Source organism: Nonomuraea glycinis (assembly GCF_014646515.1).
Classification (GTDB): Bacteria; Actinomycetota; Actinomycetes; order Streptosporangiales; family Streptosporangiaceae; genus Nonomuraea; species Nonomuraea glycinis.
The window spans coordinates 443645-455780 of sequence record NZ_BMNK01000002.1; the positions used below are offsets into that span (position 1 = coordinate 443645).

Annotated in this window: 12 protein-coding genes; 10 read left to right on the plus strand and 2 right to left on the minus strand. The window is 70.0% G+C overall.

Annotated elements, in window-relative coordinates:
- The first annotated feature begins 10 nt into the window (after nucleotides 1–10).
- From IEY87_RS07335 to IEY87_RS07360, 6 genes are all read left to right on the plus strand, one after another.
- Complete coding sequence (locus tag IEY87_RS07335) at nucleotides 11–1432, plus strand: aldehyde dehydrogenase family protein (protein ID WP_225277192.1); 1422 nt, start codon at nucleotides 11–13, stop codon at nucleotides 1430–1432.
- Entirely contained in the window at nucleotides 1425–2294 is an 870-nt protein-coding gene (locus tag IEY87_RS07340; RefSeq protein ID WP_225277115.1) for an aldehyde dehydrogenase family protein, read from the plus strand. Before IEY87_RS07335 ends, IEY87_RS07340 begins: the two co-directional genes overlap by 8 nt.
- Before the next feature lie 121 nt (nucleotides 2295–2415).
- Nucleotides 2416–3516: an ABC transporter substrate-binding protein gene (locus IEY87_RS07345; protein WP_189137718.1), complete on the plus strand. Its 1101-nt coding sequence runs from the start codon at nucleotides 2416–2418 to the stop codon at nucleotides 3514–3516.
- A 270-nt stretch (nucleotides 3517–3786) separates the two neighbouring features.
- Nucleotides 3787–4896 (plus strand): thiopeptide maturation pyridine synthase, encoded by a 1110-nt coding sequence (locus IEY87_RS07350; protein ID WP_189137719.1) that lies wholly within the window; start codon nucleotides 3787–3789, stop codon nucleotides 4894–4896.
- 118 nt (nucleotides 4897–5014) lie between these two features.
- Nucleotides 5015–5398, plus strand: a complete 384-nt coding sequence (locus tag IEY87_RS07355) for a DoxX family protein (protein ID WP_189137720.1) — start codon at nucleotides 5015–5017, stop codon at nucleotides 5396–5398.
- A 145-nt stretch (nucleotides 5399–5543) separates the two neighbouring features.
- Complete coding sequence (locus IEY87_RS07360; protein WP_189137721.1) at nucleotides 5544–6428, plus strand: RNA polymerase sigma-70 factor; 885 nt, start codon at nucleotides 5544–5546, stop codon at nucleotides 6426–6428.
- Here IEY87_RS07360 and IEY87_RS07365 read toward each other — a convergent pair.
- Complete coding sequence (locus IEY87_RS07365; protein ID WP_189137722.1) at nucleotides 6365–6613, minus strand: hypothetical protein; 249 nt, start codon at nucleotides 6611–6613, stop codon at nucleotides 6365–6367. The genes IEY87_RS07360 and IEY87_RS07365 overlap by 64 nt on opposite strands.
- A gap of 601 nt (nucleotides 6614–7214) precedes the next feature.
- Here IEY87_RS07365 and IEY87_RS07370 point away from each other — a divergent pair.
- Entirely contained in the window at nucleotides 7215–8303 is a 1089-nt protein-coding gene (locus tag IEY87_RS07370; protein WP_189137723.1) for a GlxA family transcriptional regulator, read from the plus strand.
- Between the two features lie 34 nt (nucleotides 8304–8337).
- Here IEY87_RS07370 and IEY87_RS07375 read toward each other — a convergent pair whose 3' ends face one another.
- Nucleotides 8338–9015 carry a nitroreductase gene (locus IEY87_RS07375; protein ID WP_189137724.1) on the minus strand — a complete coding sequence of 226 codons (678 nt, stop codon included), beginning with the start codon at nucleotides 9013–9015 and terminating at the stop codon, nucleotides 8338–8340.
- A gap of 89 nt (nucleotides 9016–9104) precedes the next feature.
- Between IEY87_RS07375 and IEY87_RS07380 the strand changes: the two genes are divergently transcribed.
- The 3 genes from IEY87_RS07380 (at nucleotide 9105) to IEY87_RS07390 (ending at nucleotide 12108) form a co-directional block, all read left to right on the plus strand.
- Entirely contained in the window at nucleotides 9105–9725 is a 621-nt protein-coding gene (locus IEY87_RS07380; RefSeq protein ID WP_189137725.1) for a TetR/AcrR family transcriptional regulator, read from the plus strand.
- A 90-nt stretch (nucleotides 9726–9815) separates the two neighbouring features.
- Nucleotides 9816–10340: an EF-hand domain-containing protein gene (locus IEY87_RS07385; RefSeq protein WP_189137726.1), complete on the plus strand. Its 525-nt coding sequence runs from the start codon at nucleotides 9816–9818 to the stop codon at nucleotides 10338–10340.
- A gap of 151 nt (nucleotides 10341–10491) precedes the next feature.
- Nucleotides 10492–12108 (plus strand): serine/threonine-protein kinase, encoded by a 1617-nt coding sequence (locus tag IEY87_RS07390; protein ID WP_189137727.1) that lies wholly within the window; start codon nucleotides 10492–10494, stop codon nucleotides 12106–12108.
- Nucleotides 12109–12136: the final 28 nt, after the last annotated feature.

Consider the following 12136-nt stretch of genomic DNA (forward strand, 5'->3'; position numbering starts at 1 on the left):
AGGCGTGGAGATCTTCGAGTACGCGCCCGCGCCGGAGTCACGGGCCATCGTGTCCATCCGGCCGTCGTACGACCTGTTCATCGACGGCGAGTTCGTCGAATCCAAGAGCGATGAGCGCCTCGTCACGGTCAACCCGGCCGACGAGGAGCCGCTGGCCGAGGTGGCCGTCGCCGATGACGCCGACGTGGATCGCGCCTTCGCGGCGGCGCGGCGGGCCTTCGAGCAGGTGTGGTCTCGCCTGCCGGGGGCCGAGCGCGGCAAATACCTGTTCCGGATCGCGCGCGTGATCCAGGAACGTGCCCGTGAGCTGGCCGTCCTGGAGTCGCTGGACAACGGCAAACCGATCAAGGAGACCAGGGACGTCGACCTGCCGCTGGCCGCCGCCCACTTCTTCTACTACGCCGGCTGGGCCGACAAGCTGGCGCACGCCGGGCTGGGCACCCGGCCGCTGGGCGTGGCCGCGCAGGTCATCCCGTGGAACTTCCCGCTGTTGATGCTCGCCTGGAAGGTCGCGCCCGCGCTGGCCACCGGGAACACGGTCGTGCTCAAACCCGCCGAGACCACCCCGCTGACCGCCCTGGCGTTCGCGGAGATCTGCCAGGAAGCCGGGCTGCCGCCCGGCGTGGTGAACATCGTGACCGGCGCCGGCGCCACCGGCCGCGCCGTGGTCGCGCACCCGGGCGCCGACAAGGTGGCCTTCACCGGCTCCACCGAGGTCGGCAGGGAGATCGCCCGCGCGGTCGCCGGCACGGACAAGCGGGTCACCCTCGAACTCGGCGGCAAGGGCGCCAACATCGTCTACGACGACGCGGCGATCGACCAGGCCGTCGAGGGGATCGTCACCGGGATCTTCTTCAACCAGGGCCACGTGTGCTGCGCGGGCTCCCGGCTGCTGGTCCAGGAGTCCATCGCGGACGAGCTGCTGGCCCGGCTGCGGGCCCGCATCGAGCGGCTGCGCCTCGGCGACCCGCTGGACAAGAACACCGACATCGGGGCGGTCAACTCCGCCGCGCAGCTCGCCCGGATCCGCGAGCTCGCCGCGGCCGGCCAGGCGGAAGGCGCCACGGGCTGGTCACCGGCGTGCCCACTCCCCGAGCGCGGGTACTGGTTCCCGCCCACCGTGTTCACCGGCGTCACGCAGGCGCACCGGATCGCCCGCGAGGAGATCTTCGGCCCCGTGCTGTCGGTGCTGACCTTCCGCACCCCGGAGGAGGCCGTGGCCAAGGCCAACAACACGCCGTACGGGCTGTCCGCCGGCGTGTGGACGGAGAAGGGCTCCCTGATGCTCTGGACCGCCAGCCGGTTGCGCGCCGGTGTGGTGTGGTCCAACACCTTCAACGTGTTCGATCCCGCCAGCCCCTTCGGTGGCTACAAGGAGTCCGGGTACGGCCGTGAGGGCGGCCGGCACGGGCTGGAGGCTTACCTTGACTGACACCTTTCCGCGCATCGCCGTGCGCAGGACGTACAAGCTCTATGTCGGCGGCGCGTTCCCGCGCTCGGAGTCAGGCAGGTCCTATCCCGTGACGTCCTCGGCCGGAGACCATCTCGCCAACGCCGCCCTGGCCTCGCGCAAGGACGTGCGCGACGCCGTGGTGGCGGCCCGCAAGGCGTTCCTGGGCTGGTCGGGACGTACGGCCTACAATCGCGGCCAGATCCTCTACCGGGTCGCGGAGATGATGGAGGGCCGGCGGTCCCAGTTCGCCGAGGAGGTTGGCGCGGCGGAGGGGGTGGGTAAGGCCAGGGCACAGGCGCTCGTGTCGGCGGCCGTCGATCGCTGGGTCTACTACGCCGGGTGGGCCGACAAGTTCGGCCAGCTGCTGGGTGGCGCGAACCCCGTGTCGGGCCCGTACTTCAACCTCTCCGAGCCTGAGCCGACGGGCGTCGTGGGCATTCTCGCCCCCACCGGCTCCTCGCTGCTCGGGCTGGTCTCGGTGCTCGCCCCCGTGCTCACCTCCGGCAACACGGCGGTGCTGGTGGCGAGCGAGGATGCCCCGCTGCCCGCGATCACGCTGGCCGAGGCGCTGGCCACCTCGGACCTTCCGGCGGGTGCCGCCAACATCTTGACCGGCCGCCTGTCCGAGCTCGCCGCACCACTGGCCGGCCACGCCGACGTGAACGCCCTGGACCTGGCCGGCGCGGGAGGTCTCGCGGCCGAGCTGGAGGCCCTGGCGGCGACCACCCTCAAGAGGGTCCGGCGACCCGGCGGAGACGACTGGGACGATACCGACCCGGGTCTGTCCCGCATCAAGCCCTTCCTGGAGATCAAGACGGTCTGGCACCCGATCGGCCGGTGACCCGGGCGCCCGTGCGGCGCCGAGCGGAAGGACGTGGGCCTCCGCGCCCAGGAGCCGCTCGATGCGGCAGCTCGGCGATCCGGCACAATGCCACGGACAGCCACAAGGGAGACGTCAACGTATGAATAAGCCACCGTCGCCGGCTGGAGTGGAGCGGACCGACGGATCGTCCGTCCGGATCGGCGCTCTCGTACCGCTGACCCGGCCCGGCTGGGTCGAGGCCGGCCGGCATCTGCTCGCTGGGCTGGAGCTGGCCGTTCGCGAGGTCAATGAGGCCGGCGGGATCGCCGGAAAGCCGCTCGATCTGGTGGTGCGAGACACCGCGGCCGACCCGCAGCGGGCCGTGGCGGCCGTGGACGAACTGGCTCGCCTGGGCGTGGCCGCCTTGGCGGGGGAGTATCACAGTGTCGTCGCTCGTGTCGCCGCCGTCAGGGCCGACGCCCTCGGCCTGCCGTTCCTCTGCTCGTCAGCGGTTCTCGACGCGCTCACCGAGCAGCCGGCCGCATGCGTCGCGCGCCTTGCCCCGGCGCAGTCCCACGGCTGGCGGATCTACGCCGACTTCCTCCTCGGCGCGGGCCACCGCCGCATCGCCGTGGCCGCCCAGCCGAGCCTCTACTGGGCGTCCGGAGTGCGCATCCTGCGGGACCACCTCGCTCCGCGCGGCGGCACCGTCACCGAACTCGACCTTGGCGCAGCCGTGTGCGACGAACTCGTCGGCGCACGCGCGACAGCCCTCCTTCTCCTGGCCGGCCACCCGGAGCCGGCCGTGTCGATCGTCAAGTCCGTCCGCCGCGACCGGCGCCTGGCCGACATCATGATCGGTGCCCCGGCCGGGCAGCCGGAGTTCGCCACGTGGGCGACGTCGCTGGGCGACGACGGCGCCGCGATCCCGTTCCTGCGCTACCTGCCCGAGCGCCTCGGCCCACTCGGCGCCTGGGTCGAGACGGCCCTGCGCGAGCGGCTGGCCGAAGCGCCCTCCTTCGTCGCCTTCGAGGGCTACGACACGATCACCGTCCTCGCCGAGGTGCTGCGTTCGTACGGCACGGACCGGGCGAGCATCACCGAATCCTGGCCGCGCGTATCGGTCGAAGGCACCCGCGGGCAGATCCGGTTCTCCCGCACGCCCGGCATCCACGTGTGGCAATGGGCCTGGCCCCCGGTCCAGGTCGTCGATCGAGATCCGGCGCGACCCGACAGCCTGCGGATCCTGCACACCGGTTGAGAGAGATCACCGGAGCCTCCGTCCGCTGTCCGTGCAGCTCGTGCCGGAATCCCGGTCGGCGTTTCTGCACGTACACGATCGTCTGTGAATTCTCCGAAAAAAGATGGAACTCAATGGCCGCTGCCGTGGTGGCCTGGGAATTCGAAAATTCAATCACGTGAAGATTTGTTTCATGGGGCAATTTCTTGCCTTCTCGTTCGGGCGGTGGATAACATCCGTTGCCATAACGCTGAATGCATGCCGAGAAGCCGGAATGAATGGTCAGCCCTTATGGATAGCGCGGCGTCGTGGCACAGCGCGTACGTCTACTACTACGAGAAGGACAAGTCCGGGCTGCTGGTCGACGCCGTGGGCCCCCTGCTCGATCGGGTGGCCGCGCTGACCGAGGCGGCCTTCGTCGCCCCGCACTGGCGCCAGGGACCGCACCTCCGGATCAACGTCCAGGCGCACGCCTACGACTGGTCCGAGGTCATCCGTCCGGCGATCGAGGAGACGATCGGCGCTTACCTGCGGGAGCACCCGTCCACGGCCCGGCTCGACGAACGATCCAGGCTCCTTCAGCACCGGGTGCTCGCCCGGCAGGAGCGGGAGATCGGGCCGCTCGCTCCCTGGTACCCGGACAACACGATCCGTTATCCGCCGTTCGACTTCCGTCGGCACGTCGTGGGGGACCAGAAGGCGGCGGATCTGATCATGGACTTTTCCGTCGAGAGCAACGAGCTGTACCTGGACATGTCCCGGCACCTCCGCGAAGGGAGAGATCGTCTGGACCTGCTCATGCTGACCATGATGTTCACCACCGCGCACGCCGTGGGCGGGCTCCGGCGCAACGTCGGGTCCTTCCGCGCGCACGCCGAAGGCTTCCTCGCCGCGTGCGCCGACACCGAGCTGTGGCGCTCGGAGTTCGCGGCGAAGTACGGGAAACACCGTGACGTGGTCGTCGGCCGCCTGCGCGAGGTCATCCGCGCGCTGGACGGTCCTCATGCCGCGCCTTTCCCGTTCGTACGTGAATGGGCCGCACTGGTCGCCCGCCACGCCGAACGTGCCGGGCCGATAGCCGAAAGCGGCCTGCTGACCACGTCCCCGGCTCCCGGCGCGGACTTCTTCCGGGAAAGAGGAAACAGCGAATACCTGCGCCTGGCGCTGAGCAATGACGCATACCTGAAAAGAGGGCTCGGCAATCCCGTGTTCCTGCGCTACCGGGTGGTGCTGAACTACACGTACTCGTTCCTGACCCGTATGGGGGTCGCGCCGCGCGAGCGTTCTCTCCTGTGCCACCTGGCGGCCGATGCGATCGAGGACGTCTACAACGTGTCGGCGGTCGGGTTCCTGCGGAAATTCGTCGCCGAACATCCAGGGGCGCCCGCCGAGCCGTCCTGAGACCGCCACCGCGGGCGGCACGGGGAATGCGTCGCCTTCGTGGCGTGCGTCACATGCTGTCACAACGCTCGACCGTGCGGTGTCTTGAGGCCGAACCCTGGAAACGAAGGAGAGCCTCATGAACCTCGCGCTGTGGACGGCTGCCGCTCTGCTGGCCGTGGTCGCCCTGACCGGTGGCATCACCAAGACGTTCGTCTCCAAGGACACCCTGGCCGCGTTTCATGGCGGAGGGTGGACCGGGGACGTGGGCGTCGGTTTCGTCAAGACGCTCGGCGTCCTTGAGCTCCTGGCCGCGTTGGGCCTGATCCTGCCCGCCGCCCTCGCCGTCGCACCGGTTCTCGTGCCGGTGACCGCCGTCTGCTGGGTCGTGCTGATGATCGGCGCGATGATCACCCACGGGCGCCGCGGGGAGTTCGCGCTGGCCGGGCTGAACCTGATCTATCTCGCGCTCGCGGCGTTCATCGCCTGGGGCCGCTTCGGCCCCTGGGCCTTCACCGCCTGACCGGCCGTCCCGCATGCCCGCGCCCACGCTCCGCCCGACCCCGCTGTCACCCGAGGCAGAGCGAAGACGAAGGAGACATCATGGTGAGGAACACCGATGTGGTGGTGCCCGGCGGCGTCATGGCGGCCGGGAGAAGGGGCGGGAAATGAGCGACCACGCCACCGAGGTTTTCGTCGCCTACCGCAACCTGCTGTTCACCGTCGCGTACGAGATGCTCGGCTCGGCGGCCGACGCCGAGGACGTCCTGCAGGAGACCTGGCTGCGGTGGGTCAAGGTCGACCTCGGGCAGGTGCGCGACCAGCGCGCCTACCTCGTCCGGGTCACGACCAGGCAGGCGCTCAACCGGCTGCGCACCATGAAGCGGCGCAAGGAGGCTTATGTCGGTCCTTGGCTGCCCGAGCCGCTGCTCACCGCGCCGGACGTGGCCGAGGACGCCGAGCTCGCCGAGAGTGTGTCGATGGCGCTGATGCTGGTCCTGGAGACGCTGTCGCCGACCGAGCGCGCCGTCTTCGTGCTGCGCGAGGCCTTCGACGTCGGCTACGAAGAGATCGCCGCCGCCGTCGGCAAGAGCCCCGCGGCCGTCCGCCAGATCGCGCACCGCGCCCGCCGGCACGTCGATGCCCGCCGCCCCCGCCAGGTGGCCTCCCCGAGCCAGACCCGGGCGGCCCTGGAATCGTTCCACCGCGCGATCGAGACCAGGGACCTGCAGGGCCTGCTTGACGTACTCGCTCCGGAAGTCGTCCTCATCGGCGACGGCGGCGGGGTCAAGCAGGCCGTGCAGCGGCCGGTCACCGGCGCCGAGAAGGTGGCCCGCATGTTCGTCGGCGGTCTCGGCAAGGTCGAAGGGACGCTCACCGGCGAGCCCACCGTGATCAACGGCAACCCGGCACTCCTCGTCCGGCTGGACGGCGAGATCGACGGCATCATGGCGATCCGGGTCGAGGACGCCCTGATCACCGGCATCTACTACGTCCGCAACCCGCAGAAGCTGACCCACGTCGCATCCGAGACCCCGCTCACCCGGCAGTGAAACCGGACCTGCCTGACGGGCCGGGCATCAGCGGGACCGCGCGTCGTCGCGGCGTCGCCGATGTCGTCGCGGATCTCCAGCGCCCGCTCGTAATCCTGGACGGCCTGGCCGAACAGGCCGAGGTGCCGCGTCGCCTCCTCGAACCGGCCGGTGCCGCCCAGGACCAGGCAGAGATTGCAGAGCACTTTCGCCTGTCCGACCGGAGCTCGTGCTCGTCATCCACCGCGGCGCAGCGTTGCGCGGCGAACAGGCGGAGGAGGTCAGCAGGGCAGCGGCTTCTTCGTCGCTGAGCGTGTCCAGTTCCACGATCAGCGCGTCGTCGTACACCTTGAGGCCGGAGAGGTCGTTGCGGCTGGTGACGACGACCGCGCTGTGGGGGCGCGGCCGGCCAGCTCCTGCTGAGTGATGCCCGCTCGCTTCCGGTACGCGAGCAGGAGGTCACCCAACGTCATGGAGCTTCCCCTGGCACTCGTTCCCGATCGGGCTGACAAGCTACTGCGTTCCGGCGTCAAGGGCTCCTCTTTCTACAGATAGCGGTGAGTTCTGCCGGTAAGTCCTGGGCCGATCGGCATCAGCGCAGGTCAGCGGGACGGCGCGAAGAGCCTTGTGGAAGTACGGCGTCCAGGCGATGTCCAGTGTTCTGCCATCCGGATTGCCTACCCTCAGCGGAGCGGTCGTCGGGGAGGCGACGAGGCGCATCCACCGTTCGCGATCAGCTCCAGCTGAAAGGAACCACCGGTGACCGGAACCGTGCGAAGACGGCGGTCCACTTTCGGACGATGCCACATGGAGAAGAGCCACTGCGTGCCGAGCCGCCCTTCCGCCGCGCCGGCCTGCTTCTTCCGATCCGTGGTCGCGTACGCGACGCAGGGGGTGAGCTCGTTCGGGTTGAGCGTGGCGAGCAACATCTTCACCGACCGCTCCGATGTGGGGCTGCCGTCCTTCACCTACACCGTGTGCGCCGACGAGGGCGGCGTCCTACGCACCGATCTCGGCCTGCTCATGGAGGTGGAGCACGGCCCCGAGGCCATGAGCACCGCCGATCTGATCATCCTGCTGCCCACCGACGGCAGGCCCCTGACCGTACGCCCGCCGGTCATCGCCGCGATCGAGGACGCCTACCGGCGAGGAGCGATCATCGCCGCGTACGGCACCGGATCGTTCCTGCTGGCCGAGACCGCCCTGCTCGACGGCCACCGGGCCACCACCGACTGGTGCCTCGCCGACGAGCTGGCCGACCGATATCCCACGATCACCGTGGAGCCGGAGGCCCTGTACGTCGACGCGGGGCGCATCGTGACCGGCGCCGGCGCGGTCGCGGGCATCGACATGTTCCTGCATCTCCTGCGCCGCGAGCACGGCCCGGCCGTGTCCGACGCCGTGGCCGAAGAAGCGATGATCGCGCCGCGTTGCGAGGCCGGGCAGCTCCATCACGTTTCCACCCCACCGGACATCGGCGCCGGGGTCGACGACACGCGCTTGGCCGATGTCATGCGGTGGACCCGATCCCGGCTCCAGCAGGCCCTGTCGGTCGACGATCTGGCCAGACACGCGTTGATGAGCACGCGCACCTTCGCCCGCCGCTTCCGGGAGGCCACCGGCACCACGCCCCACGCCTGGATACTCCACCAGCGGCTCGCCCGGGCCGAAGAGCTCCTGGAGACCACCGATCTGTCGATCCAGAAGATCGCCCAGCTGGTGGGCTTCCGGTCCGCCGGTGTCCTGCGTGACCACTTCGTCAAACGGCATGGCGTCTCGCCGCGCGACTACCGGCGCGTCTTCGGCGGACATCGTACGGCGGACGAGGTTGGCAGGAAACAGCCGGACGATGGCAGTCACGGCGATCGTGAGCTCGTGGCCGACACGACGAAGTGACGGCCTGATCGCTGATCGGGCACCGGGGGCCCGGTCAGCGATGGAAGCGCGTTGTCTCACTCAGCGGCTCGCGGCCGACCGCGACCGCGTTGATCGAAGCCGTGGGGTCGGCGTAGCCGAACGAGATGCCGAACAACAGCTTCCCGCCGGTCACGCCGAGCGTCTGGCGCACCGTGTCGGCGTAGAAGCTCAGCAGCGCCTGTGGGCAACTGGCCACCCCGTGCGCGGCCATCGCCAGCAGCAGCGTCTGCGCGTACATCCCGACATCGGCGGTCAGCCGCGGGTCACCCGAGTCCGGCGCGTACAGCAGAGCGACGTGGGGCGCGTCGTAGAAGTTGAGACTCTTGGCGTCGTAGGCGGCGCGCAGATCCTGGGCGTCGCGGTCGATGCCGAGCGCCCCGTAGATGGCCGCGCCGAACGCCGCGCGCCGGCGGTGGTGCGCCGGCGCGTAGATGTCGTCGCTGTACGGGAAGTCAACGGTCCGCAGGCCGGCCCGGTCCGCGTCCATGAGCGCCTTGGCGAGGTTGTCCCGGGCGACCCCGCTGACCACCTCGACCTGCCAGGGCTGCGCGTTGGTGTTCGACGGCGCGGCGCCGGCCAGGCCGAACACGGCCTCGATCGTCTCGTCAGGCACGGGATCGGGCAGGAACGCCCTGGTCGCGCGCCGGTCGCGGATGAGCCGCGCCGCCGCGCCGGCAAGTTCGGTGGTCATGGTCGCTCCTTAACTACACGTTTGCGTTTACTTGAGGGGACTGTAGCGGAGAGCCGAAGCCTTGTAAACGCTGTCGTATACTTAGAGTCATGAGTGACGGACCGGTACGCCGAGCCGGGCGAGGCGGCCGGGAGCGCGTGCTCGCCGCCGCGAGCATCCTGTTCGCGACGCGCGGCATCACCGCGACCACGATGGAGGATGTCGCCGCCCGCGCCCCGGTCTCCAAGCGGACCCTGTACGCGCACTTCCCCACCAAGGAGGATCTCGTCCTGGCCCAGCTGGACTACCTCCTGAGCTCCGGGTACACGCTGCTGGAAACCCTGACGCGAACCGACGTCCCGCCCCGCGACCGCATCCTCGCGATGTTCGACATCCAGCCGTGGCCGGACGGAGTCGTCCGGGGATGCCCGTTCATCGACGCGGCGGTCGAGCACCCCGACCCCGCCGGCCGCGTGCACGCCTTCGCCCGCAAGCAGAAACTCGTCATGCTCGCCCTGGTGACCGACCTCGTGGACGAGCTCGGCATCGACGCGCCGGGACCGCTCGCCGAGCAACTCGTCATCCTCGCCGACGGCGCGGCGAGCCGCGCGATGGTGCTCAACGACCCCGACTATGGCCGCCATGCCCGCGAGGCCGCCGAGATACTCCTCGACCACGCACCCCGCCGCCCCGATCGCGCGACGAATGGTCACGGCCTCCGGCGCGAGTGACTCATGGTGATGATTCCGTCACCGTGCGGCGAAGGGGAGGGAACCGTTGCGGCAGGAGTCGCCGAGCGCGGTGCCGGGGACGATCGGGGCATGGCGAGCACATTTCAGCGGGGCAAGGTGCAACTCGTTTTCGGCGCGATGGACGCCGACGGCGACGGCGCACTGCGCGAGACCGATTTCGACGCACTCGCGGGGCGCTGGGCGTCCATTCGCGCGGCAGGCGATGCGGAGCGCCTCACCGCGATCATGCACGGCTGGTGGATAACGCTCGCCGAGCGCTCCCGCGACCCCGAGTCGGTCACGCTCGATGACGTCCTCACCGTCGTGGATCTGCTCGGCCAGATGCCGGACGCCGTGGACGCCACGGCCGAGGCCATGTTCGACGCCATCGACGAGGACGGCGACGACCGGATCTCACCGGCCGAGTACCAACGCATGATCGAGGCGTGGAACGGCAGCCCCACGGACACCGCCGTCATATTCGCCCGCCTCGACGCCGACGGCGACGGCACCGTCTCCCGCACGGAGTTCATCCGTCATTGGCGGGAGTTCTGGGCCGGTGACGACCCCACGGCGCCCGGCACCCACGTCTTCGGCACACCCCCCACCGCCTGACCGGGAGGGCGACGACCCCGGAGGGTCATGGGCCATTCGGAATGCGCGACAATATCCGGCACTTTCATGTTGTGAGTACTTAGCGGCATAAGTCATCTTAGGATCGGCGATTGTGACGTCCTATGGACTGCATTCCGCCCTCGCACTGGAAATGTCCGATCCTGTGCAACTCGGCCCGTACCGGATTGCCAGCAGGCTGGGGCAGGGCGGCATGGGCACGGTCTACCTCGCCGAGGGGCCGTCGGGGCCGGTCGCGATCAAGGTGATCAACCGCGTTCTCGCCGTCGACCCCGAGTTCCGCGCGCGGTTCCGGCGCGAGGTGTCGGCGGCGCGCCGGGTGCGGCGGTTCTGCACCGCACCCGTGCTCGACGCGCAGTTGGACGACGAGCCGCTGTGGGTCGTCACCGAGTACGTCGCCGGGCCCGACCTGGGCCGCATGCTGCGCGAGAACGGGCCGCTGGCCGGCTCCAACGTGGAGGCACTCGCCGTGGGCGTGGCGACCGCGCTCACCGCCATCCACGGCGCCGGATTGGTGCACCGCGACCTCAAGCCCGCGAACGTCCTGCTGTCACCGCTCGGCCCGCGCGTGATCGACTTCGGCATCGCCCGCGCCCTGGACGCCGGGGACCGGCAGACCGCCACCGACCAGGTCTTCGGCACCCCCGATTACATGGCCCCCGAGCAGGTCCAAGGTGAGCAGGTGGGCCCGCCCGGGGACATCTTCGCCTGGGGGTGCGTGGTCGTCGCGGCCACCGTGGGCACCTCACCGTTCGCCTCCACGAGCATGCCGCACGCGATGTACCGAGTCGTCCATGACGAACCCGATCTGAGGCGCCTCGACCCCGGCCTGCGGCCGATCGTCGCGGCGGCACTGAACAAGGACCCGGCGCAGCGTCCCACCGCGCAGGAACTGCTGGCCGCGCTGGTACAGCGTCCGGACGTCGATTCCGCCCAGGTCGCCAGCAGCGTACGGCTCGACCTGAGCGCGCTCCGCCGGGCGAGCCAGAGCCGGGTCCACTCCCGGCCGGCGAGGCACCGCTTGGCGGAGGGGAGCCGGCGGCGCAGGCTGCGGGACGTGCTGACCGGGGCGGGGGCGGCCCTGGTGGTGAGCGCGCTGATCGCCGCGGGAGTGATGGTGTGGATGGTGAACTCAGCACCGGAGACGCCTCCCCGCGGCCAGGTCGTCTACCACGAGACGTTCGCCGCCGACGAATCGGGCTGGAACAACGAGGGCACCCGGGTGGACACCGGCCAGGGTTACACGGGCGACGGCCGGTACACGATCAGGGTGAAGCGCGGCGCCGGGCACCGGTGGGGCACGGCGCCGGTGAAGACGGGACTCCCGGACCGCGCGCTGGCGTCGGTGAAGATGAACTTCTCCGGCGCCGGCCCCGGCACCTGGAACGGGGTCTACTGCGAGTACTCCAAGGACGACCAGGATGCCAACGACATCCTCTACATCCTGCAGATCCGTGGCGACGGGTACGCGAAGATCGCCAAGGTCGTCGGCGGCACCTCGCGGAACATGACCAGCGACATACCGTTGCCGGAGGGCACCGCCAGGGGGAACGCCCTGATGCGCGCCGAGTGCGTGCGTGGTGACGGCAAGGTCGACCTGGCGTTGTGGGCTGACGAGCAGCTCGTCATCCGGCTGGCCGACACCGAGGCGAGCAAGGCCGTCGGCCCGCCCCGCTTCGGGCTCTACGTCGAGAGCGTCTCCGAGACCCGGACCTATTTCGACGACTTCGTGGTCACCCGGCTCCCCTGACGCCGGCCGCCCGGCGATCTCCAGGAGG